Below are 24,393 nucleotides of genomic sequence, written 5' to 3'. Positions count from 1 at the left end.
CGCTCCAAGCGAGTGTAGTCACTGGAATGAGCGAGCCACGCGAGGACACGAAAAGCGTCTGTCCGCTCTGTGCGGTCGGCTGTAGCGTCCGTTATGACGATACCAGCGGGCGGGCGCGCGGCTGGCCAGGTGCACCCGTCAACGCCGATGGCGAACTCTGTCCGAAGGGCATCGCGGCCTTCGACGTGTTCGACGACGAGAAGCGACTCACCCAGCCGCTGGTGCGACGCGACGGCGACCTCGAAGCCGTGTCGTGGACGGACGCCTACGACCGCATCGAACGCGAGTTCTGGCGAATCGTCGAAGAGCGCGGCCCGGACGCGCTGGCATTTCTCGGCGCACCCCACTGTACGAACGAGGAGAACTATCTCTTTCAAAAACTCGCGCGGAGCCTCGGGACGAACAACGTCGACAACCGCGCGCGACTCTGTCACGATTCGACCGTGTCGGCGATGGAAGGCCGTCTCGGCTCCGGCGGAATGACGAACTCGCTCGCCGACCTCGCCGAGACCGGGGCGTTTCTGATAATCGGGTCGAACCCGGCCGACCAGCAGCCGGTCGCGTTCAACTCCTATATGAGGCCCGCGGTCAACGACGACGCGCACCTCATCCACATCGACCCGCGCGCGAACGCGACGACCCGCCTCGCCGACACCCACATCGCACCGCGACCGGGCACCGACGAACTCGTGGTCGCGCTGTTCGTCAAAACGATTCTCGACGAGGGGCTGGTCGACGAGGGGTTCGTCGCCGACCGAACGGAGGGATTCGAAGCGTTCGCCGCATCGGTGAGAGAGGTGGAGTTCGCGGACCTCGCCGCGCGCGCCGACGTCGATGCCGAAGCCGTGCGAGCGGCCGCGCGCGCGTTCGGCGGAGCCGAGCGGGCGGCCGTCGTCACGGGTACCGGTATCGAGGGCGACGGTCCCGACGACACCGCCACCGCGGATGCACTCCTGAACCTGCTGCTGCTCACCGGGAATTTGGGGAAGCGCGGCGCGGGGATGAACCTCTTTCGCGGTCTCAACAACGAACAGGGTGCCTGCGACGCCGGCGCGCTCCCCCACCGACTGCCGGGCGGCCGTCCCGTCACCGAGAGGGCGGCGCGCGAGCAGGTGGCCGATGTCTGGGGCATCGAACCGCCCTCGGAACCGGGACCGACGGAACTCGACCTCGTTCGTGCCTTCGGTAGGGAAATTCGGGGTGCGTTCGTCCTCGGCGAGAACCCCGCGGTGACGAAACTCGACAGGCAGACCGTCGCGCGCGGTCTCGATACGCTCGATTTCCTGCTCGTGCAGGACGTCACCTCCACCGAGACGACCGCCCACGCCGATGTCGTGCTGCCGGCGGGCATCTGGTCGGAAAAGTCAGGCACCGTGACGAACCTCGACAGACAGGTCCAGCGAATGCGCGCGCTCGAATCGCCGCCGGGTGCGGCGCGGGGCGATTTCGAGATTCTGTGTGCGCTCGGCGAGCGCCTCGCCGGTGATGGATTCGAGTACGATAGTCCCGAGGAGGTGTTCGCGGAACTCACCGCCGTGAACCCGCAGTACGCGGGCATGAACTACGAGGCCATCGGCACGGAGAGCCAGCGCTGGCCGTTTCCCGACGGCGCGAACGAGGGAACCGACGTCCTTCATCGAGGGGAGTTCATGACCGGCGAGCGCCGTGCGCCGTTCGTGCCGATTCCCACCGCCGAGCCTGCCGACGAGGGGACTGGAGAGCTGGTGTTGCTTACCGGCTCGCGCAGTGGCGACGTCGCCACGACGACGATGGGGAGCGAGGTGGGAACGGCCGACGACACCCTCGCCATCCACCCCACGGACGCCGACGCCCGAGGCGTGGCAGACGGCGAGCGCGTCGTCGTCGAGAGCGCGGACGGGCACATCGAGGTCATCGCCCAGCGGAGCCGCAGCGTTCGGCAGGGTACCGTCTTCGTCCACGCGGGCGTCGCCGACCCGCTGCTCGGTGCCGGGCGGACACGTATCCGAATCGCATAATCGCAGTAGCAAGACGACGATTTTGCCGTCAGCCAAACCCAATACTTGCCACGGTTCGACCGTGAGTGTGTGTCTACCAAAGGCGCGAACAAGAACCGGTGGCTGATCGCGGCGTCGGCCGTCGCGATCCACCTCTCCATCGGGAGCATCTACGCGTACAGCATCTACCAGATACCGCTGAACGAGGCACAGGGGTGGAGTACGGGAAGCGTGACGACCGCCTTTTCCATCGCCATCTTCGTCCTCGGCATCACGGCCGCCTTCCTCGGGAGCTACGTCGAGAAGTACGGGCCACGGAAATCCGGACTGGCCGCAGCAGTTCTATACGGTCTCGGGATGGTCGGCTCCGGCGTAAGTGTACTCCTCGGAAGCCTGCCGCTCTTTCTCGCTACCTTCGGGGTGGTCGGCGGGATGGGTCTCGGTCTCGGCTATATCTCCCCCATCGGGACGCTCGTCGAGTGGTTCCCGGACCGCCGCGGAATGGCCACCGGGCTTGCGGTGATGGGCTTCGGTGCGGGCGCGCTGCTCACCGGTCCACTTGGAAACTTCCTGATTCAGGGCTACGGCGTCGCAACGACGTTTTTCGCCCTCGGCATCCTGTATTTCGTTTTGATGTCGGCGGGCGCGAGCTATCTCGCCAAACCGCCGGACGGCTGGCTGCCGGCGGGGATGGAAGACACGCCGGAAAATCAGGAGGAGGCCAGAAGCGCGCTGTCGGGACTCCCCAACCTCACCGCGAAGGAGGCGCGCACGTCGGCGCGCTTCTGGATGGTGTGGCTCATCATCTTCATCAACGTCTCGGCTGGCATCATGCTGCTCGCCTTTGCCTCGCCGATGCTCCAGCAGATCACCGGCGCGAGCGCGACGACCGCCGCGTTCATCACCGGCTACATCGGTATCTTCAACGGTGGCGGCCGCATCGCGTGGGCCACCCTGTCGGACTACATCGGCCGGACGACGACCTACGCGGCGTTTTTCCTCATCCAGATCGCCGCCTTCTTCGTGATGCCACAGGTCACCGGCGTCTGGCTCCTCGCAGGAATCATCTTCCTCGTCATCACGTGCTACGGCGGCGGATTCTCCTGCCTGCCGGCGTACCTCAGCGACCTCTTCGGCACGCAGGAGGTCAGTGCCATCCACGGCTACGCGCTCACGGCGTGGGGCTTCGCCGGCGTGGCCGGCCCGCAGCTCGCCTCGACGATTCTCGAATCGACCGGCAACTACACGAGCGCGCTGTACATCATGAACGGTGCGCTCGTCGTCGGACTCATCACCGTTGGCGTCCTCCGCTGGCGAATCGGCAAGCTGCAGGATGGAAGCCGTACCCCCGGAACCGCCGCCGAGGCAACGACCGACTGACCAACTACTGGTGCGTCGAAACACCGAAGCGGCTGCGGTCGAAGACGCCATATCACCCCCGACAGCCAGACCACACGGCGCGGTTGCGTCATCGTCGCCGGCGGTCGCTCGACGCGCTTCGGCGAACAGGACAAGGTCCTTGCCGACCTCGCGGGCGTGCCGATGGTTCGCCGGGTCGCCGAGCGACTATCGGGACTCGACGAACTCGTCGTTAGCTGTCGGGCCGACCAGACGGCCGCCATCGAGCGGGCGCTTGCGGGGATGGATGGCAGGTGTGTCGAAGACCCCGAACCCGATGGCGGGCCGATGGTCGGCGTTCACACCGGTCTTCAGGCACTCGATACCGACTACGCCGCCGTCGTGGCCGCCGATATGCCCTTCGTCGATGCCGCGTTCGTCTCGCAACTGTTTGAGCGTGCAGCAGGCCACGACGCGGCCGTGCCGCGTCATAAGGGCTGGCTGCAACCCACGCAGGCGGTCTATCGCACCGACGCGATGGCTGACGCCTGCGCGTCGGCGCTTTCGCGTGGCGACCGCGAGCTCCGTGCGGCGCTTGCGGCGCTCGACTGTGCCGTCGTGACGGCGGATGAAATACGGGAATATGCCGATCCACGGACGTTCACGAACCTGAACACCCGGGAAGAGTTCGCCGCCGCCGAGCGCGCGCTCGATGCCGAGGAGCGATAACCTCGACATCCGCGTCGCCGGCTATGCGCCGACGTACTCCTCGTTGACTTTCCAGCCGCCGTCGCCGTCGCGAATCATGTACTCGCCGTAGTACGGGACTCGGTTGGCGACGACCTCGCGGAACGCCTCGCGGATTTCTTCCCGACTCATTGCGCCCATCGGCCGGAGGTCGTCGTTGCGATTCAGACAGCCCTTGAGATAGCCCTCGTGGGTCACTCTGATGCGATGGCAGTTCGCACAGAACGTCTCGTTTTCGACAGGGTCGACGATTTCGACCATCCCCCCATCAATCCAGTAGCGCCGTCGGTCGTGCATCTCTCGATGTTCGACGCGGTCGGCTCGGTCGGAAAGCCACTCGTGGACGCGCTCGATGTCGATGGCCCACTCGGGATGGCCGGCGATTTCGGGCATGTACTCGATGAGCTGGAGCTGAAGGCCCGAGTTCGCACCCACATGGTCGACCATCTCGGGGATGAACTCGGCTGTGCCCTCGAAAACCACCATGTTGAGTTTTACCGGGTCGAGACCCGCAGCCAGCGCGGCCTCCACACCCTCCAAGACCTTGTCGTACGCGCCGGCGTTCGTGATTTCGGCGAACGCCTCCCGGTCGAGGGCGTCCTGTGAGACGTTGACCCTATCGAGACCCACTCCCCGGAGGTCCTCGGCGCGGCCCGGCAGAAAAGTACCATTGGTGGTGAGCGAAGTTTCCATCCCGTCGGGCGTGCGCCGGATGATCTCCTCTAAATCCTCGCGGAGCATCGGCTCGCCGCCGGTGAACTTCACCTTCTCGACGCCGAACTCGGAGACGACCTCCAGAAACCGCACCACTTCGTCAGTGCCCATCTCGTCGTCGGCCGGCTCCATCGGCCCGCGCGTGTCGCCAAGCCCCTCGTTGTGGCAGTACACACAGTCGAAATTACAGCGGTCGGTCAGCGAGACACGCACCCCCGAGACCTCGCGGCCGAACCCGTCGACGAGCATGGACTCACTTCCCCGTGCGAACGGTTAAACCTGCGCGCCGCACGCCGCGCGACGTAACCGAATTCGATTACATCAGCCCGCGAGCGAAACGTGACGAGCGGTCACGGATGGGACGCTACTCGTCGAGGGCTGTGAGCGACCGAACCGCCGCGGGCACGTGGCCGAGCGTCGTCCAGCCGTCGCTCTCGCGGGCGAGCAGCCGTCCGTCGTCGGTGCCGGCGAACACTCGGCCATCGTGGGCCGCCCATGCGAGGACGAACTCCTCGGGCGCGCCCGGATACGGCACGGTCTCGAAGGATTCGCCGCCATCCATCGATTCGAACAGCGCCGCATCAGCGCCGCGTGACCCTTGCCACGTTCCCGGCGGGCCGCGTGCCGCGGCGGTGTATAACTGTCCATCCGCCGCGAACGCCTCCCGAAAATACCGATGGTCGAGGTCACCATCGAGTCGCGTCCACGACCGGCCGGCGTCGCGGGTTCGATAGAGTCCGCCACCGCAGGACGCCACGTACTCGTCGGCACCCAGCACCAGCACGTGATGGACGTCGTCGTGAACACCGTCACTTCGCTTCGTCTGCTCACGGCTTCGCCGTTCGCATGGTTCGCGGGACCTCCGGTCCCGTGCTACTCGTGACGAGCCCGCACTCGCTTCGCTCGCGCGGACGCCCGCCCGCCGCTCGACCCACGTCTCGCCCTCGTCATCGCTGACGTGGACGCCGCCGACCTCGATGCCGGCGACCACTCGGTCCGGGGCGTCGGGATGGGTTCCGAGACTGCGGACGTGGGCCTCGTCGCGGTGGCGCGGCGTGTGCCACTCCGGGCGCGAGGGAAGGTCCTGGAATCCATCCAGTTCGCGCCACGTCTCCCCGTCATCGGTCGAGACGTACAGGTGGGCGGGATGGGTTCCCGCATAGAGACGTTCGCCGTCGGGACTCGTGACGACCGAAAACACCTCCTCGTGCGGCACGTCGAGGTTCGTCCACGACAGTCCATCCGCCGAGCGGTACAGCCCACTTCTCGTTGCGGCGAAGGCCACGCCGTCGAGCGTCCGAACGCGGAGCGTGTCCCCCGCATCGAGCACCTGTTCGGTGGTTGCGAGCGCTCCGTCGGGCGAGCGGAAGACACCATCGCGCGTACCGATGAGCAGCGCCATGACGGGAATAGATGCTCCGCGATAGTAAACCGAGCGGCCGGCTACATGTCACTCCACGACCGCGCCGCACGCTGTACCGAGGTGATGGACTCTATCCAGCGCGCCGAAATCCCCTTCTTGACGATGCGCGCGCCGGGACCGCCGAAGGTGTTGATTGGGATGCCGATGACGTCGTGGGCGACGGCCGCGTCGCCAATCGATACCACTGTTCCCTTGTTCATGTACGCCCAGTGCTCGCGCTCGTCGCCAGCGATGGCACGGGCGACGTTCTCGCCGATGTGTTCGCCCTCCTCCCATGCGGCTTCGGCGGTCGGCGGCGGCACGTCCGCGAGGTCGTCGTCGACGATGGTCTCCCAGACGGCCTCCTCGGTGAGCGGTTCCTCTTCTTTGTCCTGATGGACCAGCGCCGAGTCACCCAGTGCGAACACGCGCTCGTCGCTGGTCTCGAAGGTCGCGTCGGTGTACGCGCGGTTGTGGTCCTTATCAATATCTGCACTTTCGAGGGCGTCCTGACCGGTGACGCCGCCGGCCCAGACCAGCACGTCGTAGCCCATCGAGTCGCGCTCGTCGAAGCTGATTTCGTCGTCTTCGACGCCGGTCATCGCCGCGTTGGTGTCGATTTCGACACCGTGGGCTTCGAGCTGGTTGCGAATCGCGCCCTGGAACTCGTGGTCGTGGCCGGGGAAGACGTCCGCCGAGCGCTCGACGAGGTGGACGTCCATCTGCGCGCCGTGCTCGTCGGCCCACGCGGCCACCTCGCCGGCGGCCTGAATCCCCGTGAGACCGCCGCCACCGATGACCACCTGTGCCGGGTCGCTTCGGGAACCCTCGCGGGTAGCCTCCGTGAGGTGTTCGTTGATGGCGAGCGCGTCGCCGAGGCTCTTGAGCGTCAGTGCATGTGTTTCGAGACCGTCGATGCCGTAGAAGGCGGTCTGACTCCCGAGACCGACGACCGCGTAGTCGTAGTCGACGTTCTCGCGGTCTGCGAGTTCCACCGTACGAGAGTCGGTGTCGAGACCGGTCACAGTCGCCTGCACGAACTCGGTGTCCGCCGATTTGATGTCCTCGACCGGAATCGTGACCGACTCGCGCGCGTCGGGCGTGCGGATGCACCGATGTGTCTCATGGAGCAGGAGGTGATAGTCCTCTGCGGAAATCCAGACGAGTTCGGCGTCGTCGCCGAGTTCGTCTTCGAGACTGCGGACCGCCGCACAGCCGCCGTAGCCCGCGCCGAGGACGACGATGCGGTCGGTCATCGCTCCGCGAGGACCCACGAGTCGTTCGCTGCGCTGCTCGTCGCCTGTGGTGTGTCGCTAGCCATGTCCGAATCGTTTCCCGCGGTGCAGTAAACAGTACGGCTTGAATCGGCAGGTCAGTCGTCGACCGCGGGCGCTCCCGACGGGGCGGTCTCGCCGCTCGCCCAGACGCCGCCATCGAGGTCGATGGCGTCGTTCCATTTCGCCGCGAGCGTCGAGACCGCGAGGTCGCCAGTGACGTTGTTGAGGGTCGCCACCCGCCCGAGAACCGGGTCGACGGCCGCGACGAAGCCGACGATAGTGAGGGGAAGACCGGCCTGCTGGAGCACCACGGTGAGCATGATGAGTCCCGCACCGGGGACGCCAGCGGTGCCGATGCTGATCAGGACGGTGACGAGCAAAATCGTGACCTGCTCGCCGAGACCGAGCGACTGGCCGACGACGTTCGCGGCAAATACGACGGTGACGGCCTGTCGAATCGCCGCGCCGTCCATGTTGGCCGTCGAACCCAACGGGAGCGAGAACCCGTAGATGCTCTCGTCGATTCTCAAATTTTCCTCGGCGTCGCTCATCGTCACCGGTAATGTCGCGCTCGACGAGCGGATGGTGAACGCCGTCACCATCGCGTTCCGGGCACCCTGCAGGAACGAGCCGGGGGATTCGCCGACCAATCCACCGACGATGACGACGAGATAGGTGAACGCGATATGGATGGCGACCGCGAGCGTGACGACCGCGACGAGCGAGCCGAGCGCGACGATTGCGCCGACATCCCTGCCGGCGAGTTCGGCCGCGACGAGCGCGAAGACGCCGAGCACGCCGAATTCCATGACGCCCCACACGATGGTGAACATCGCCTCCATGCCGGCCTCGGCCAGTGCGAAGAAGGACTCCACGCCCTCGCGCACCGTCTCGTCGTCGGTGCGGTCGCGGACGAGCGCGAGCGCGATGGCGAAGACGATGACGAAGAAGATGATGGCGAGCAGGTCGCCGTTGGCCAGCGCGCTCACCGGGTTCTTCGGGACGATGCCGAGGACGACCTCGCGCAATCCTGGCGGCTGGGCGGACTCGCTGCTGCCGCCGGTAAGCGTCGTGCCCGTACCGGGGTCGAGCAGGTTCGCCACCGCCAGCCCGATGATTCCGGCGATGGTCGTCGTTATCGCATAGAGTCCGACGACGATGCCGCCGACCCGGCCCATCCGTGCCGGCGAGAGCCGACGGACGCCCGACAGCAGGCTGAAGGCGACGATTGGGACGACGATCATCCCCAAAAGGCGCAGGAAGAGGTCGCCAATCGGTGCGAGCGCCGCCGCTGGCGGGCCGACCGTGAAGGCGACGGCGACACCGAGGACGAACGCGGCGGCGAGGCGATAGACGATTGGTACGGACCGATAGCGCTGCCACAGGCGGACGACCGAACTCCCAGTTCCTGACATCGACAGGTCTTGTGCATCGAGAAGGCTATGGCTGTCGGGTGCTGGCGCGATGAGCGCATCATCGCCAACGCCGGCAGCCATACCGACGGTCTATTGTCGCCATCGAGTGAGTCATGGGCATGGACGACGCTCGCGAGGCGATAGCGAACGACCCCTACTGCGCCCGCCTCGGCATCGACCTCGAAACGCTCGATGCGGGGCGCGCAGTCACCTCGCTCGAACTCGACGAGTCGCTGTGCAACTTCCACGGGACGCCACACGGCGGGGCGGTCTACTCGCTGGCGGATGCGGCCTTCGCCGCCGCCTCGAATGCACAGGGGAAGACCGCGCTCGCACTCGAAACCAACATCTCATACCTTGCGCCGGCCGCGGTCGGCGAGACGATAACCGCCGTCGCCGAGGAGACCCACGCCGCCGGGCGCACCGCCGAATACGACGTGCGCGTCAGCGACGAGAGCGATGACCCGATTGCGACGTTCCGCGGGCGCGTCTACCGTCCGGACTGATGCGGTCATGGGGCGCGCCGGTGTGTTTTAGTGGACGGTGAGAGTGGGTCGGCTATGGACATCGAGAGCTTCTTCGAGGAGATGCCGTTCGCCGACCTGCTCGGCGTCGAGGTGACCGAAGCCAGCGATGGGCATGCCGAAGGGCACATCGAGATGCGCGAGGAGCTGTCGTGGAACGCCGACCGGATGATGGCTCACGGTGGCGTGACCTTCACGCTTGCCGATACGGTCGGCGGCGCGGCGCTCGTCTCGCTAACCGACCAGCCCGTGCCGACGGTCGACATGCGCATCGACTACCTCGAAGCCGGCACCGGCGACCTCCACGCCACCGCCGACATCGTGCGCGAGGGTGGGAGCATCGGCGTCGTCGATGTCGAGGTGTTCACCGGCGACGGGACGCCAATCGCCGACGTGCGCGGCGTCTATAAGACCGAGTAGGGACTCGCTCGAAATCCCGTGAATTATTGCCGTGCTCGGTGAGGAGTAGACATGCCAACGGAAGACGACCGCGAGGCGTACATGGGGCGAGCGTTCGAACTCGCCCGTGAGGCCGGCGAGCGCGGCGACGGCCCGTATGGGTCGGTGCTCGTCCTCGACGGCGAAGTCGTTATGGAGGAACGCAACCGAGAGGTGACCGACGACGACATCGCCGCTCATCCCGAACTGACCCTCGCCCGGCGCGGGGCGCGCGAACTCACATCCGAGGAGTGCGGAGAGGCCACCATGTACACGAGCACCGAACCCTGTCCGATGTGTGCTGGCGGCATCGCCATCGCCAGTCTCGGCGGCGTCGTCTACAGCGTCGGCGCGGCCCGCGCTGCCGAGGCGTTCGGCGATTCGTCCCTGATACCCTGTGGCGAGGTCTTCGAGCGCTTCGGTCACGACGCCGAAGTCGTCCGCGACGTCCGCGCGGACGACGGACTGACCATTCACCGGGAGTACCGGGCGGTCTGAGTCCGTCGCGACTGCCGGTCAGGAATCGATGCTCGAATCGCGGAGGTTGTCGGCGTTTTCGGGAAGGCGGACGCGCGCGTTCGGGTGCTGGTCGGCGTCCTCGACGAGTTCGCCCCGTTCGCGCAGGTCTTCGAGTCTCGACTTCACCGTCTCGGGGTCGGTTCGTCCGACGATGCCGGCGGCGTCGAGCAGTACCTGTTCGGGAACGCCGCGGCCGACACCCCCGAGGTCCGCCCCGCTCTCACCCTCGGGGTCGATGGCAGCGAGAAATCGAACGAACTCCCGGAGGTCGGTCTCGCCGCCGAGCGCGTCGTGCCAGTCGCGCGGATAGGCGCTGATGCGGTCGTCGTCGAGGCGATAGAACGCATCGGCCGTATACGCGCTGTCGCCGTCGACGAGCCGGTCGTCGACCGTTTCGAGGAAGCCGTCCATGTCGTGTGTGTGGCCGAAATCCGTCCCCTCCATCGCCTCGACGTACGTTTCGAGGGTCTCCCACGCGATGCCGGGGCGGTCGTGGGGATGGTACTGCTCGATGAGCGTGAGGAACTCGTCGACGAGCAGCGACCCGCCGCGGTCGTCGGCCTCGGCGACGATTCGCTCGTTGATATCGGCCATGGTGCGGGTTCGAGACACACGCTGTTAGGGCTATCGTTAGCCTGCGGGCGACAGACCGATATATCGCCTCGCACAACACCCCTCGGAATGATTGTGAACGAGACGACGGACGCGAAGCGATGAGCGGGTACAAGCCGCTTGCCGACTACGGCATCATCGGCAACCTCGAAACGTGTGCGCTCGTCGGCCGGGACGGGGCGATAGACTGGTGTTGCCTGCCGCGACTCAACTCCTCAAGCGTCTTCGCCGCCCTCCTCGACACCGACGACGGCGGCCGCTTCGCCATCCATCCCACGGGCGAGTACGAGGCCGAACAGGAGTACATGGAGCGGACGAACGTGCTCCAGACGACCTTCCACACCGAGTCGGGCACCGCGCGCGTGACGGACTTCATGCCGCTGTCGCCGAACAACGACGGCAACCAGCCGAAGGTGCGCGCGCTCTACCGGGAGGTGACCTGCACCGAGGGCACCGTCGACCTCGCCATCGAGTTCGCCCCCCGCTTCGACTACGCCCGTGCGGACTCGCGCGTCGAGTCCATCGAGGGCGGCGTCGTGGCGACCGGCGACGCCAGACGCATCTCCCTGTCGAGTCCCACATCCCTCGACTGCGGCGACGGCGCGGCCGACGGGACCCTTTCGGTCGACGAATACGACAGCGAGTGGTTCGTCCTCGAATACGGGACGCGCGCGCCGACCGACCCCGACTCGTGTGAGTACCTGCTCGATGACACCGTCGAGTTCTGGCGCGACTGGGCACACTCCTGTCCCGACGACGGCGACTGCCCGTTTGCCGACTACGGCCACGACATGGTGGTCCGGTCGGACCTCGCGCTCAAGCTGCTCACCTATCAGGGCACGGGAGGGATTACCGCCGCGCCGACCACCTCGCTCCCGGAGGTGGTCGGCGGGGTGCGCAACTGGGACTACCGGTACAACTGGATACGCGACGGGGCCTTTACCGTGCGGGCGTTCGGCAACCTCGGCGATACCGAGGAGGCGGTGAGCTACCTCGACCGGTTCCTCGAACTCAGCCACTCGGTCGAGCCGTCCGACCTCCAGCCCATCTACGGTCTCCAGCACGGCTCGACCTACGAGGAGCAGGAACTCGACCATCTCGAAGGCTATCGGAACTCCTCGCCCGTGCGCATCGGCAACGGGGCGGCCGACCAGCTTCAACTCGGCATCTACGGCGAGCTCGTCCTCGCTATCCACCAGCTCTCGTGGACCGATAGGGAAATCGCCGACGAGGACTGGGCGGCCGTCCGCGACATCGTCGAGTACGTCCGCGAGGTCTGGGACCGGCCCGATGCGGGCATCTGGGAGATGCGCAGCGGTCCCAAACAGTTCGTCCACTCGAAGGCGATGTGCTGGGTCGCCCTCGACCGCGGCATCGAGATGGCCGAGGAGAACGGCCACGACGCCCCCATCGGGGAGTGGCGCGACGAGCGCGAGCGCATCAAGGAGGCCGTCATCGAACGCGGCTTCGACGAGGAGAAAAACAGTTTCACGCAGGCGTTCGACGACGACCAGCTCGACGCGAGCCTCCTCCTGCTTCCGCTGTCGGGCCTTCTGCCGTTCGACGACCCGCGCATCGAGGGCACCATCGACGCCGTTATCGACCGACTGGCCACCGACGAGGGGTTCGTCTATCGCTACGAACACGACGACCTGCCGGGCGACGAAGGGACGTTCGTCCTCTGTTCGTTCTGGCTCGTGAACTGCCTCGCGCGCATGGGCCGCACCGAGCGCGCCCGCGAACTCTTCGAGAACCTCAGAGAGCAGTTCAGCCCGCTCGGTCTCGTCTCGGAACAGCTCGACGCCGAGACGGGGACACTGCTGGGGAACTTCCCGCAGGCGTTCAGCCACATCGGCTTCATCAACAGCGCGCTGTTCCTCCACGAAGCAGAAGAGGGGACCGAGGTCCAGCCGTTCGGCCCCGAATCCGCCTAATCCCGTTCGGCGGAATCGGAAACGGCCGGTTCGTCCCAGCGCTCGTCGGGGGCGACCGGCGCGAGCGCGTGGTCCAGTTCGGCGTCGCTGTAGGTTCGCTCGGCGAGGTCGAGGCTCCGGCGTCGCCATCGCTCGCCGACGGCCGATTCACCCGTCGGCCCGACGCGCGCGCCGTGGACGGTGAAGTAGCGCCCGTCCCGGCCCATCCGCTTCCCGTCGTAGGTGTGCTGGTCAAATATTACGTCGTGTCTCCCGCCGGGTTCGAGGTCGCCGACCGGGAAATCATACTCCGGCTCGCGGCCCTCCTCGCGGGCGGCGGCGCGCTCCTCGGCGACGCGCTCGAAGTAGCCGTCCGCGTAGGTGGCCTCTCGCGTCGAGGTGGCCCGTGCCGCCGCGAGCGCCGCGTGAATCCCACAGAGACGGCCCTCCCAGCTATCGCCCTCCCAGCGCTCGGTCGCCAGTCGCTCGTAGCGCTCGATGAGGAGCGCGATGTCCGCACCCGCACGCAGGTCCTCGACGACGTAGAGCGCGAGGCGGTCCCAGAGGTTCCACGCGTAGCCCGACCGCGTGAGTTCCCACGCCGCCCACGCCGCACACTCCTCGTCCGAGCGTCGCACCGCCTTCTGGAGCAGGCTGGAGACGTCATACCGGTTGTAGCCGCCCTTGGTCGCGTTCTCGTCGAGTTCCTCACCGAAGTCGTCAGTCATCGGTTCGTCTTCCTCGACTTCGCCGCCACCGAGAGTCACCTGTCTGTCCTCGCTCATGGAGAGAGAACTCCGTGCGGATACATGTGACTAGCCATCTTCAGATGAGAGACGGCTGTCGTGTGGGTCGACCGGTGGACAACGAACGTTCCGCTCGTCGGTTGCTATTCGACCCAGACGGTCTTGCGGTTGACGAACTCCTTGATGCCGGCCTCGGAGAGTTCGCGCCCGTAGCCCGAATTCTTCACACCACCGAAGGGGACTCTGGGGTCGGATTTCGTGAGCTGGTTGATGTACGTGCAGCCGGCATCGATGCGACGGGCGACGCGCTGGCCGCGCTCGCGGTCCTCGGTCCAGATGCTCGCGCCGAGACCGAACTCGGTGTCGTTCGCCTTTGCGATGGCTGCGTCCTCGTCCCCGACTGCGTACACCGATGCGACCGGCCCGAACAGCTCCTCGCCGTCGGCCGGACAGCCCTCGGGCACGTCGGTGAGGACGGTCGGCGGGTAGAAGGGACCGTCCCTGTCGAGCGGTTCGCCGCCGGTGGCGACGGTCGCGCCGGCCTCGACGCTCTTTTCGACCTGTTCGTGGAGTTCCTCCATCAGATGGGTTTGGGCCTGCGGGCCGATGTCGGTCTGTTCCTCAGTGGGGTCGCCGACGGTGAGCGCCTCGCACTCCTCGACGAACCGGTCGAGGAATTCGTCGTATACAGCTTCGTGGACGATGAACCGTTTGGCGGCGATGCAGGACTGGCCCCCGTTCTGGTTGCGTGCCCACGCGCCGGTCTCGGCCGCCGCGTCGATATCCGCATCGTCGAGGACGACGAACGGGTCGCTGCCGCCGAGTTCTAATACTGTTTTCTTCAGGTTCTCACCGGCGGTGGAGGCGACGGCACGGCCGGCCGGCCCGCTTCCAGTGAGCGTCGCCGCGCGCACGCGCTCGTCGGCGAGCACGTCGTCGATCTTCTCCGACCCCACGAGCAACGTCTGAAAGGCTCCTTCAGGGAACCCGGCCTCCTCGAAGACCTCCTCGATGGCGAGCGCACTCCCCGGAACGTTCGAGGCGTGCTTCAGGAGCCCCACATTTCCCGCGGCGAGATAGGGTATCGCAAACCGCATCGCCTGCCAGAACGGGAAGTTCCACGGCATCACCGCGAGCACGGGTCCCATCGGGTCGTAGATAGTTTTGACGGTAGTGCCAGGCGGACTGGGGTGGGTCTCGGCTTCGAGGTACTCGCTCGTGTGCTGGGCGTAGTGGTCACAGAGCCACTGGCACTTCTGGACCTCGCCGAGCGCCTGCGAGATGGGTTTGCCCATCTCCTCGGTCATCAGTTCGGCGTACTCGCGTTCGTTTTCCCGGAGCACGTCGCCGGCAGCCTCGATGAGCTGCTCACGCTCGCGGATGGGCACCTCGCGCCACTCCACGAAGGTGTCCTCGGCACGGGCGAGCGCGCTGTCGACATCGCTCGCGCTGTCTTCCTCGTACGAGTCGACGACTTCGCCGGTCGCCGGGTTGACCGTCTCCATGCCGTAACCACTATTCGTGTACGTCATTAACGTTATGGTCGGTTTCACGCCCGATTCGACGTGAGCAGCGTCCCGAACCGGCGCGGTTCGCGTCGAGAGGCGTCAGTCGCCGAGTTCCTCGACGCGCTGGTCGTACTGGTCGGTGGCCTCGTTCACTTCCTCGATGAATTCGAGCATCTGCTCTTTCATCCCATCCCGCAGTTCGCTCGCGGAGAACTCCTCGGAGTCGGTGAGCAGGCGCATGAACGCACGAAGCTCCTCGTCGGTGATGTCGTCGACCGCACCTGCATCGAGCTTGTCGATGACCGCGTCGACGTCGATGTGGCCCACCGGCTCGACGCTGAACTCGACGTTGACCATTCGATACTCGGACCCCGAAAGTGCCTGTTCGGCGCGGCTGACGCCCTGGCTGAGCATGTCCTTGAACGGGACGTGATAGCCCATCGTCCCCAGATGCAGGAAGCCAAGCAAATCAGTGATGCCTTGCGTGTAGGCTTCGCGTGCCTCGTCGTCGGGGTCGAAGACGGTCTCGCGGTCGCGCTCTTCTAAGTGCTCGAACAGGATGGTGAAATCGAGCAGTGCGTTGCGCAGGCGGCGACGGATGCGGTTTCGTTTCTGCTTTTTCGAGTGCTCCGTGTAGTCGGTCTTCCGTCCGAGGAGGAACTCCCGGTCGCTCGGCGTGAGGATGCCGCGCCCGCGGTCGGCCGAGTAGGCACGCCCCTCGGGTGCGTCGGTCTCGTCGCCGTCGTCCATACACAAATAGTGTGTATTCGCGCCATTAAGCGTTCCGAACGGTGAAAAATCGTGACTGCCCGGCCACCCTCACGAGTCACCCACACGACCGCAACGATTTTAGACTATGACGTACACGTATTTTGTATATGGAACGGGACAGCGCGGAACCGGACGCGACGGCGATTCCGGGAGCGGCGGCGCGTCGGTGGGTCGAACACAGCCGTAGCCACGCCGCACCCAGCGAGCACTCACACGATTTCGTCTGGGACATCACTCGGGAGGCCGACGGCCCGTTCGTCACCGACGTCGATGGAAACGTATTGTTGGATTTCACCTGTCACATCGGTGCCGCACCGCTCGGCTACAACAACGAGAAAATCCTCGACAAACTGGAGGAGTTCGACCTCGTCGACCCGCTGAAGATCGCCGGGCAGGACATGTACTTCGGAGCGGGCAAAGACCCCGCAGACGCCCGGTTTCCATCATCGAGCCATCTGATCGAGGCGCTCGCCGAGCGCTCGACACAGTACGGACTGGATACAGTCTTCCTCTCGAATTCGGGTGCCGAAGCCGTCGAGAACGCGATGAAGATCGCCCACGACAACCGCCCCGCGGCGAAATATGGATTCTCCTTCGCCGGCAGTTTCCACGGGCGAACGCTCGGCACGCTGTCTGCGACCAACGCGAAGCCCGTCTATACCCGCCACTATCCCGAGATAGCCGGCATCGAGACGATTCCGTTCTGTGAGAACCGGAACTGCACGGCCGAGACCTGTGACTGTGGCTTTTTCACGGGCGATGGCTCGGTGTTCCGGAACGCGCTCGCCCCGGAGGGTGGCCACGTCGACCCCGCGGAGGTCGCGTTCGTGGTTCTCGAACCGATTCAGGGCGTCGGCGGCTACCGCTTCCCGAGCGACGAGTTCATGAAAGAAATCGGTGACGTCTGCGAAGAGTACGACGTCCCGCTCATCGTGGACGAAATCCAGTCGGGCGTCGGGCGCACGGGCGAGATGTGGGCTTCGGACCACTACCCAATCGAACCGGACATCATCGCGGCGGCGAAGGCGCTGCGGGTCGGCGCGACGGTCGCGCGACGCGGGATGTTCCCCGAGGAGAAGAATCGCCTCGGCTCGACGTTCGGCGGCGGCGACGTCCTCGCCTCGATGCAGGGACTGTTCACCCTCGAAGCCATCGACGAACACGACCTCATGGACAACGCCGTCGCGCGCGGCCGGCAGGTCAAGGCGGCGCTGCGCGAACACCCCACCGAGAAAATCGTCGACGTGCGCGGGAAGGGGTTGATGCTCGCCGTCGAGTTCGACACCGGCCCGCGCCGGGATGCGGTCGTGGCGGAAGCGCTCGACCGTGGCATGCTGACGCTTGGCTGTGGCGAGAAGACGCTTCGACTACTGCCGCCACTCGACGTCACCGAGCGCGAAACCGACCTCGGAACGTCCATACTCGGAGCGGCCATCGACGCCGCCTGAGTTCGCCGCTATTCACGCAGCGAGCACTCACGCACCGCAACGCCGTCGGTTCCGTCCAGCGATTCGACGACCGTTTCGAGGTGGTCCCGACCGCTGCCCGCAACGGCGAGTTCGACGGGCGTGCGATTAGGTCGGTCCCCACGGTCACGGCGGACACGCGAGAGTTCGTCGAGTTCGGCTCTACACTCTCCGATTGTATCGACGACCGCGCCGACACCAGCCGGCCAGTCGCGGAGTTCGAGGCGCACGGTCGCGTACCGACCGCGCTCCATCAGCCCCGAGCGAACGAGTTCGGCGTGCTCTCGCAAACCGACGTTCCCGCCGGAGACGACCGCGGCGACGGTTTCGCCCTCGACGTCGAGGTCGCCGGCGAGCAGCGCCGCGACCGGGGCCACGCCCGCAGCCTCAGCGACGATTTTCGCACGCTCGGCAGTCAATGCCACCGCGGCGCTCAGTTCGTCGTCCGACACCGATACCACGTCGTCGACGCGCTCGCGGACGACGGCGAAGGTCTTTTGGAGCAGTCGTGCGTCGGCGATGCCCTCGGCGACGGTATCGACAGTCGAAAGTCGGTGAATTTCCCCCCGTTCGAGCGATGGCTTGGCGTGGGCCGCACCCTCTGGCTGGACGCCGATGACGCGGATGTCCGGGTCGTGAGCTTTGAGTACGGTTGCGATACCCGATATCAGGCCACCGCCGCCAACGGAGACGAGGGCCGTATCGAGGTCCGGAAATTGTTCGATGAGTTCGCATCCGACAGTTCCCTGTCCGGCGATGATGGCTGCGTCGTCGAACGGATGGACGAACTCCCTGTCCTCCTCGTCGGCGATGTCGAGCGCGCGCTCGTAGGAGGCTTCGTACTGTTCGCCCGCGACGACCACCTCGGCTCCATAGCCCCGCGTCGCATCGATCTTCGCGGCGGGCGTTATCTCCGGAACGACGATGGTGGTGTCGATATCGAGCAGTTGTCCGGCGAGCGCCACCCCCTGAGCGTGATTGCCCGCGCTCGACGCGACGACACCGCGCGATTGTTCGGTTGGCGAGAGCTGCGATAGTCGGTTGTACGCGCCACGAATCTTGAACGAGCCGGTGCGCTGCATCGCCTCCAGTTTGAGACCCACCGATTCGGCACCGCTCATCTCCGCAAACGTCCGCGAGGTGTCGAGCGGTGTGCAATGGACGACATCGGCGATGCGCTCGCGGGCCATCTCGATGTCGGCGAGGGTCACGACGTCGGCCGCGGCGAGGTCAGACTCGCCCATCGGCGACGGCGAGGATCGAGTCGGTCAGGACGTCGATGCCCGTTTCGAGGCTCCGCTCGTCGATGTCGAAGGTCGGCGTGTGGTGGCTCGTCGGGTGGTCGGTGCCGACGATGAGATACGTCGCCAGCCCGCCCTCGTTCTGGACGCGCTCCATCAGGAAGGTCGCGTCCTCGCTCGCACCGAACTCCGCCGACCTGACCGGCGAGTCCACACTCCCCATGCCATCGGCGACCTCGTAGACGACGTCGGCGAGCTCCGGGTCGCTGTCGGCTCTGGGCGATTCGCTGACGATTCTGAAATCCACGTCGCAGTCGTGGGTCTCGGCTGCCGCATAGAGGGTGCGCTCGAACTCGGTCTTCATGTACTCGCGCAGCGGCGTCGTCTCGCCGCGCACCTCGCCCCAGATCTTCGCCCGCTCGGCGATGACGTTGCTCGCGCTGCCGGCGTCCGCCCGCCCGACGTTGACCCGCGTCATCCCGCCGCTGTGGCGTGGAATACCGTAGATGTTCTGTATCGCCGTGGCCATCGCCTGTATCGCGTTGTCGCCCTGCTGGGGTTCCTTGCCAGCGTGAGCGGACGTACCGATGAACTCGGCGGTCAGATGGCACATCGCCAGCGGCTTCTCGATACCCGCGACGACCTCGCCGGAAGGGTGGTCGAGACCGAGATGCACGGCGAAGAGGTAGTCCAGTCCATCGACGAAGCGACTCTCGGCCATCGGGTTGCCGCCGCCCGATTCCTCCTCTGCTGGTTGGAAAAATACAGTAAAGGTTCCCGAGAAGTCGCTCGCCGTGATGGCTTCGAGCACGCCGAGACCGATGGTCATGTGGCCGTCGTGACCGCAGGAGTGCATCGTCTCGCCCGTCTCCGAGCGAAACCCCTCGGCCTGTGGGTGGTGGTCGCCTTCGGCCGACTCCTCGATGAACAGCCCGTCGATATCGACGCGAAGGCCAATCGAGGGACCCGGCCCCCGTTCGAGCACGGCAACCACGCCGGTGTTGCCGCCCTCCATCCGTGCGAGCAGGTCCTCGTCGACGCCAGCCTCGCGGGCGCGGTCGTACCATGGAGCGAGTTCCGAGTCGCTGGGGACGGCCATGCGGTCGTCGGGGTCGTAGGCCGCGGGACCGATTGCGAGTTCGTCGACATCGATGGCCCGTAACTCCTCGACGAGTGCGGCCGTCGTGCGGAACTCCCGCCACGCCGGTTCGGGAAATCGGTGCAGGCGGCGGCGGACCTCGGTGAGTCGGCTGGAAACTGATGCTGCCATAGCGGGCAATGTCGCCCCAGCATCATAATAGTATACGGTTACTGTTGAAACCATCACGCAAAAGCGATAAGTCGGTATCGGTCGAGGGAGACCCATGCCCGCCGATACCAACCTGCTCGTGCTCCGCGAGGGAACGGAAGGACTCTCGATGGCAGCGTACGCCGAGGAACTCCGCAAGCGACTTCCCGACGCGAACGTCGAACTCGCTCGAACCCCCGCGGAGGAACGCCAGTCGATTCGGGACGCCCGCGTCGTCACCGGCATCGACCTCGACGAGGGACTGCTCGATAGAGCGGAAACCCTCGATTTGTTCGCGTGCACGTTCGCCGGCACCGACCACGTGCCGGTCGATGCGCTCGCCGAACGCGGCGTCGCCGTCACGAACGCCGGCGGTATTCATGCCCCGGGTATCGCCGAGCAGGCCATCGGCAACATGCTCGTCTTTGCTCGGCGGCTCCACGAGGGCTGGCGACGGAAGCAAAACAGCGAGTGGCGACACTTCCAGTCCCACGAGTTCACCGACAGCACTGTGACCATCGTTGGCCTTGGAGCCATCGGCGAGGCGCTCGCCCAACGATTGCAGGGCTTCGAGGTCCACACTATCGGCGTTCGCTACACGCCCACAAAGGGTGGCCCGACCGACGAGGTGTGTGGGTTCGGCGACGAAGAGTTGCACGACGCGCTCGCACGGACCGACTACCTCGCCATCGCCTGTCCGCTGACCGAGACGACGCGCGGACTCGTCGATAGCGAGGCGCTCGCAACACTGCCGCCATCGGCGGTTCTCGTCAACGCCGCTCGCGGCGGTATCGTCGACACGGACGCACTCGTGACGGCCCTCCAGTCGGAGACCATTCGTGGCGCGGCCCTCGACGTGACTGAACCCGAACCCCTTCCTCAAGAGCATCCCCTCTGGACGCTCGAAAACTGCCTAATCACGCCCCACACCGGGGGACACACGCCCCGCCACTGGGAGCGTCTCGCCGACATCGTCGCTCGTAATGTCGAGCAACTCGATTCGGGCGAGGAGTTGGAAAACGCCGTTCGCGTGCCTTAAATACATCTCGACCTATGTTGGTGACCCTGTTGTATCTCATGAGAGATGGTGCGTTTCAGTTCTACGCTAAGTAGATTGCACATATCTGAAGCCACACCGTCGAATGACTAGCTTAAATATCGGTAGAGCACTACCACATCCCGAAAATGGCCGCAGCAATTACCGTACTGCACACCGGTGGGACAATCGCGAGTACACGGACAGCGAACGGAGCGACGCCGAACAAGAGCGGTGAAGACCTCATCGCAGCCGTGCCGGAACTCGAATCGTACGCTGACATCAAGACGGCTGAAGTCGTACAGACGCCGAGCTTCGACATGGATATCGAGTCGCTCACAGCGATAATCGAGCGAACGCGCACAGCCGCCGATGACGGCGTCGATGGCGTCGTCATCACCCATGGGACGGACACCATGGAAGAATCCGCCTATTACCTGGACCTCGTCCTCGACCTCGATGCACCGGTCGTCTTCACGGGAGCACAGCGCCGTTCGGACGAAGTCGGCTCCGATGGACCGAGCAATCTCCTCACCGCAGTGCGGGCGGCGAGCCACGAACGGTTCCGGGGTAGAGGCGGCGTCTATATCGCCTTCGACGAGGAACTGCACGCCGCACGCGACGTCACGAAGGCACACACGAGCGCCCTCTCGACGTTCGTCTCCCCGGACAAGTGTCCAGTCGCCCGCTTCACCCGTGAGAGCGTACGCGTCCACCGCGATCCGGGAAGTCGGTCGGCGTCAATCGAGACCACCACGTCGGCCGACGTCGCAATGGTGAAGACGGGAATCGGTGTCGGTGCACAACAGGTGAACGCCGCTCTCGAAAGGGGTGTTGATGGCATCGTCGTCGAGGGGACCGGTCTTGGCAATACGACGAGTGCACTCGGCGATACCATCCGTGACGCTCTCGAAGCGGACGTTCCGGTCGTCATCACCTCGCGCTGTCAGGGCGGGGCGGTTGCACCCGTGTATGGAACGCCCGGCGGTGGAGGGACGCTCCGCTCACAGGGCATCATCGACGGCGGTGACCTCCCTGCCCACAAGGTACGTCTGAAACTCATGCTCCTCATCGAAGAATATGGGAGGGCCGACCTCACCACCCTCCGCGAGGCGTTCGAGGCGAGTTCATGAGCGACAGCACGACGGTCGACCTCGGGCGATGACGGAAAATCACTCCAATATTTTCAAATTACATGAAGTAAAAAATGCTCTCAAAAGTCGCGGCGCATGGCGATTTCGAACCACGGGCAGAAGTCGAGCTGGCGGTACCAGCGCGGGTGCTCGTGGAGGTGCTCGTAGGGTACCCAGAGCAGGCCGGCGACCTCGGCCTCGTCGGGGTCGAGCGTCGTGTCCGAGAGGGTTGCCTTCAGGACTGTGCAGACCTCCCACTCGATGCCCTCGTCGTAGTAGTAGCGTTTGTATTCGAAGCGGTCGGTGGCCCGGAGGTCGTCGTACTGGTCTGGCGTGACGCCGAGTTCTTCGTCGAGTCGTTTGCGCGTGGCGTCGAGTTGCTCCTCGCCCTCGCGGGGATGGGAGGCCACAGTTCCATCCCAGCCGGTGTCCCAGAGCCGTTTGTCGGGGCTGCGCTGGGCGAGCAGCAGGTTCCCCATCTCGTCGAACAGCATCGCGGTGAACGCGCGGTGGCGGACGCCGTCGCCGGTGTGGGCGTCGAGGCGGTTGACGAGACCCTCGCGCTCGTCGTCTCCATCGACCGCGACGACCTGTTGGTCGGCGTTCGGGTGCGTGTCGTCGGCGCTGTCGGCAGCTTTCGGTGTGCTCATGCTGGGGTCTCGCGGAGCGTGCTCAAAGCGCCTTCGACTGCCGGCCGTGCGGCTTGGTCTCAACCGCGGCGCTCGTCGAGAATCAACCTGGTCTTCGTCGAGACGACCTCGTCGAGTTCGCGGGCCTGTGTGATGAGACCGTTGACCGCGCCCGTATCCGCCGCGTCGACGACGAGCACGACGTCCTCCTCGCCGCTGACCTGCCAGACGAAATCGACTTCGGGCCACTCGGCCATCCGCTCGGAAACCGCCGAAGTGTCGACGTCGACGGCCACGCTCACCTCTATCATCGCCTTGATGTTTCCCGTGCGTGTCGTCACGGTGAAGCGCTCGATAGTGCCCTCCTCGACGAGGCGCTCGACGCGATTGCGAACTGTGCCCTCCGACGTCCCGACCTCCGCAGCGATTTCGGTGTAGGGCGTTCGGGCGTCCCGACGGAGCACGTCGAGGATCCGGCGGTCGAGGTCGTCCATCCCTTCCCTATCCCCTACCAGCACTTCACGATTACGAATATCGTAACGTTGTTTCGAACACAACGGTTATTAGGGGGGCGTCTGTACGCATATCGTAATGACGGAGGCCTACGTCGCCATCGAGGGTGGAGCGGTGTTGACCGGACGCTCGCGCGCGCCGGGCACCGCTCGGGGCGAACTGGTGTTCACGACCGCCTACACGGGCTACGAGGAGAGTCTCACCGACCCCTCCTACGCCCAGCAGGTCCTGACGTTTTCGTACCCGCTCATCGGGAACTATGGGGTCCGGGACGAGCGATTCGAATCTAGCCATGTGCAGCCGACCGCGGTACTCGCCCGCGAGCTCACCGACGACGTGGCGGAGTGGCTCACCGAGGCGGGCGTGCCGGCGCTCGACCGCCTCGACACGCGCGACGTCGTGACCGAACTCAGGGAGGAAGGAGCGATGAAGTGTGGTATCGCCGCCGGACCCGATGCCACCCCTGAAGACGCGCGCGAGGAACTCGAACAGTGTGCAGGGATGAGCGAGCACGAGGACATCGGTGCCGAGGTCAGCGTCAGCGAGCCAGTTCGCCACGAGGGCGGCGACTGTGAGATAGCGCTCGTCGACTGCGGCGCGAAAGGCTCTATCACGTCTTCGCTGCTCGAACGCGGCGCGTCGGTCACCGTCCTGCCCTACGACGTGACGCCAGAGGACGTGCGCGAGGTGAATCCCGACTTGCTCTTCCTCTCGAACGGGCCGGGCGACCCCGCGAACTTCGAGGCCGCACGGGAACTGGTCGATGCGTTCGTCGGCGACCTCCCAATCGCGGGCATCTGTCTCGGCCAGCAGGTCGTCGCGCGTGCACTCGGCGGCAGTACCGAGAAGATGGCCTTCGGCCATCGGGGGGTGAACCAGCCCGTCCGCGACCTCGACAGCGACAGAGTCGTGATGACGACTCAGAACCACGGCTACGCCGTCACCGAACCCGGCGAACTGGATGTAACACAGATCAACGTCAACGACGACACGCCCGAGGGCCTCGAAAGCGACGAGTTGGGTGTTCTCACCCGCCAGTATCATCCCGAAGCGAACCCCGGCCCGCACGATTCGCTCGACTTCTTCGACGAGGTACTCGAACTCGCGGAGACGAAGCGCGTCGCGCCGACCGCCGACTGACCTCTCACTCTGATTTTCGTGCCGGCGACGAGGACCACACCACTCGC

23 protein-coding genes are annotated in these 24,393 nt (G+C 65.6%); 11 read left to right on the top strand and 12 right to left on the bottom strand.

Annotation, left to right across the window (positions count from 1 at the left end):
* Positions 1–26: 26 nt before the first annotated feature.
* The 3 genes from ACQUQO_RS04400 to ACQUQO_RS04390 all read left to right on the top strand — a co-directional run bounded on the left by ACQUQO_RS04400 (position 27) and on the right by ACQUQO_RS04390 (position 4,043).
* Positions 27–1,997, top strand: a complete 1,971-nt coding sequence (locus tag ACQUQO_RS04400) for a molybdopterin oxidoreductase family protein (RefSeq protein WP_435076742.1) — start codon at positions 27–29, stop codon at positions 1,995–1,997.
* 69 nt (positions 1,998–2,066) lie between these two features.
* On the top strand, positions 2,067–3,356 hold the full coding sequence (locus tag ACQUQO_RS04395; RefSeq protein ID WP_435076741.1) for an L-lactate MFS transporter: 1,290 nt from the start codon (positions 2,067–2,069) through the stop codon (positions 3,354–3,356).
* A 51-nt stretch (positions 3,357–3,407) separates the two neighbouring features.
* Complete coding sequence (locus tag ACQUQO_RS04390; RefSeq protein WP_435076887.1) at positions 3,408–4,043, top strand: molybdenum cofactor guanylyltransferase; 636 nt, start codon at positions 3,408–3,410, stop codon at positions 4,041–4,043.
* A gap of 21 nt (positions 4,044–4,064) precedes the next feature.
* Here the strand turns inward: ACQUQO_RS04390 and moaA are convergent, their stop codons facing one another.
* From moaA to ACQUQO_RS04370, 4 genes are all read right to left on the bottom strand, one after another.
* On the bottom strand, positions 4,065–5,024 hold the full coding sequence (gene moaA / locus ACQUQO_RS04385; RefSeq protein ID WP_435076740.1) for a GTP 3',8-cyclase MoaA: 960 nt from the start codon (positions 5,022–5,024) through the stop codon (positions 4,065–4,067).
* Between the two features lie 115 nt (positions 5,025–5,139).
* A complete protein-coding gene (locus ACQUQO_RS04380) occupies positions 5,140–6,177 on the bottom strand; it encodes a glycosyl hydrolase (RefSeq protein ID WP_435076739.1) in 1,038 nt (345 codons plus the stop codon).
* A gap of 41 nt (positions 6,178–6,218) precedes the next feature.
* Positions 6,219–7,433 carry an NAD(P)/FAD-dependent oxidoreductase gene (locus tag ACQUQO_RS04375; protein WP_435076738.1) on the bottom strand — a complete coding sequence of 405 codons (1,215 nt, stop codon included), beginning with the start codon at positions 7,431–7,433 and terminating at the stop codon, positions 6,219–6,221.
* 116 nt (positions 7,434–7,549) lie between these two features.
* Positions 7,550–8,869, bottom strand: coding sequence for a dicarboxylate/amino acid:cation symporter (locus ACQUQO_RS04370; protein ID WP_435076886.1), 1,320 nt, complete (start codon positions 8,867–8,869; stop codon positions 7,550–7,552).
* Between the two features lie 119 nt (positions 8,870–8,988).
* Between ACQUQO_RS04370 and ACQUQO_RS04365 the strand changes: the two genes are divergently transcribed.
* Genes ACQUQO_RS04365 through ACQUQO_RS04355 form a run of 3 tightly spaced genes read left to right on the top strand, consistent with a single transcriptional unit; the run spans position 8,989 to position 10,329 of the window.
* Positions 8,989–9,375 carry a PaaI family thioesterase gene (locus ACQUQO_RS04365; protein WP_435076737.1) on the top strand — a complete coding sequence of 129 codons (387 nt, stop codon included), beginning with the start codon at positions 8,989–8,991 and terminating at the stop codon, positions 9,373–9,375.
* A 54-nt stretch (positions 9,376–9,429) separates the two neighbouring features.
* Complete coding sequence (locus tag ACQUQO_RS04360) at positions 9,430–9,813, top strand: PaaI family thioesterase (RefSeq protein ID WP_435076736.1); 384 nt, start codon at positions 9,430–9,432, stop codon at positions 9,811–9,813.
* 51 nt (positions 9,814–9,864) lie between these two features.
* Positions 9,865–10,329: a nucleoside deaminase gene (locus tag ACQUQO_RS04355; protein ID WP_435076735.1), complete on the top strand. Its 465-nt coding sequence runs from the start codon at positions 9,865–9,867 to the stop codon at positions 10,327–10,329.
* Positions 10,330–10,347: 18 nt separating this feature from the next.
* Here ACQUQO_RS04355 and ACQUQO_RS04350 read toward each other — a convergent pair whose 3' ends face one another.
* Positions 10,348–10,944 (bottom strand): hypothetical protein, encoded by a 597-nt coding sequence (locus ACQUQO_RS04350; protein ID WP_435076734.1) that lies wholly within the window; start codon positions 10,942–10,944, stop codon positions 10,348–10,350.
* Positions 10,945–11,063: 119 nt separating this feature from the next.
* Between ACQUQO_RS04350 and ACQUQO_RS04345 the strand changes: the two genes are divergently transcribed.
* Positions 11,064–12,896, top strand: coding sequence for a glycoside hydrolase family 15 protein (locus ACQUQO_RS04345; protein WP_435076733.1), 1,833 nt, complete (start codon positions 11,064–11,066; stop codon positions 12,894–12,896).
* Here ACQUQO_RS04345 and ACQUQO_RS04340 read toward each other — a convergent pair.
* The 3 genes from ACQUQO_RS04340 to ACQUQO_RS04330 all read right to left on the bottom strand — a co-directional run bounded on the left by ACQUQO_RS04340 (position 12,893) and on the right by ACQUQO_RS04330 (position 15,879).
* Entirely contained in the window at positions 12,893–13,660 is a 768-nt protein-coding gene (locus ACQUQO_RS04340; protein ID WP_435076732.1) for a hypothetical protein, read from the bottom strand. The genes ACQUQO_RS04345 and ACQUQO_RS04340 overlap by 4 nt on opposite strands.
* Before the next feature lie 104 nt (positions 13,661–13,764).
* On the bottom strand, positions 13,765–15,126 hold the full coding sequence (locus ACQUQO_RS04335) for an NAD-dependent succinate-semialdehyde dehydrogenase (protein ID WP_435076731.1): 1,362 nt from the start codon (positions 15,124–15,126) through the stop codon (positions 13,765–13,767).
* Between the two features lie 102 nt (positions 15,127–15,228).
* On the bottom strand, positions 15,229–15,879 hold the full coding sequence (locus ACQUQO_RS04330) for a hypothetical protein (RefSeq protein ID WP_435076730.1): 651 nt from the start codon (positions 15,877–15,879) through the stop codon (positions 15,229–15,231).
* Between the two features lie 128 nt (positions 15,880–16,007).
* On the opposite strand from ACQUQO_RS04330, the gene ACQUQO_RS04325 reads away from it, so the two are divergent.
* Entirely contained in the window at positions 16,008–17,348 is a 1,341-nt protein-coding gene (locus tag ACQUQO_RS04325) for an aminotransferase class III-fold pyridoxal phosphate-dependent enzyme (RefSeq protein WP_435076729.1), read from the top strand.
* 8 nt (positions 17,349–17,356) lie between these two features.
* On the opposite strand, the gene ilvA is transcribed toward ACQUQO_RS04325, so the two are convergent.
* Both ilvA and ACQUQO_RS04315 read right to left on the bottom strand, forming a co-directional pair.
* On the bottom strand, positions 17,357–18,610 hold the full coding sequence (gene ilvA / locus ACQUQO_RS04320; RefSeq protein ID WP_435076728.1) for a threonine ammonia-lyase: 1,254 nt from the start codon (positions 18,608–18,610) through the stop codon (positions 17,357–17,359).
* Positions 18,597–19,877: an amidohydrolase gene (locus ACQUQO_RS04315; RefSeq protein WP_435076727.1), complete on the bottom strand. Its 1,281-nt coding sequence runs from the start codon at positions 19,875–19,877 to the stop codon at positions 18,597–18,599. Before ACQUQO_RS04315 ends, ilvA begins: the two co-directional genes overlap by 14 nt.
* A gap of 94 nt (positions 19,878–19,971) precedes the next feature.
* On the opposite strand from ACQUQO_RS04315, the gene ACQUQO_RS04310 reads away from it, so the two are divergent.
* Positions 19,972–20,934, top strand: coding sequence for a D-2-hydroxyacid dehydrogenase (locus ACQUQO_RS04310; protein WP_435076726.1), 963 nt, complete (start codon positions 19,972–19,974; stop codon positions 20,932–20,934).
* 146 nt (positions 20,935–21,080) lie between these two features.
* Positions 21,081–22,064, top strand: a complete 984-nt coding sequence (locus tag ACQUQO_RS04305) for an asparaginase (protein ID WP_435076725.1) — start codon at positions 21,081–21,083, stop codon at positions 22,062–22,064.
* A gap of 80 nt (positions 22,065–22,144) precedes the next feature.
* On the opposite strand, the gene ACQUQO_RS04300 is transcribed toward ACQUQO_RS04305, so the two are convergent.
* Together ACQUQO_RS04300 and ACQUQO_RS04295 are read right to left on the bottom strand one after the other, a co-directional pair.
* Positions 22,145–22,714 (bottom strand): NUDIX hydrolase, encoded by a 570-nt coding sequence (locus tag ACQUQO_RS04300; protein WP_435076724.1) that lies wholly within the window; start codon positions 22,712–22,714, stop codon positions 22,145–22,147.
* A 59-nt stretch (positions 22,715–22,773) separates the two neighbouring features.
* Complete coding sequence (locus tag ACQUQO_RS04295; RefSeq protein ID WP_435076723.1) at positions 22,774–23,187, bottom strand: Lrp/AsnC family transcriptional regulator; 414 nt, start codon at positions 23,185–23,187, stop codon at positions 22,774–22,776.
* 97 nt (positions 23,188–23,284) lie between these two features.
* Here ACQUQO_RS04295 and carA point away from each other — a divergent pair, with 97 nt between their 5' ends.
* Positions 23,285–24,346: a glutamine-hydrolyzing carbamoyl-phosphate synthase small subunit gene (gene carA / locus ACQUQO_RS04290; protein WP_435076722.1), complete on the top strand. Its 1,062-nt coding sequence runs from the start codon at positions 23,285–23,287 to the stop codon at positions 24,344–24,346.
* The last annotated feature ends 47 nt before the right edge of the window (positions 24,347–24,393 follow it).

Origin of the sequence: Halococcus sp. AFM35 (genome assembly GCF_051195015.1) — an archaeon.
In the GTDB taxonomy this organism is placed as follows: Archaea; Halobacteriota; Halobacteria; order Halobacteriales; family Halococcaceae; genus Halococcus.
This window is presented reverse-complemented; position numbering and strand designations above follow the sequence as displayed.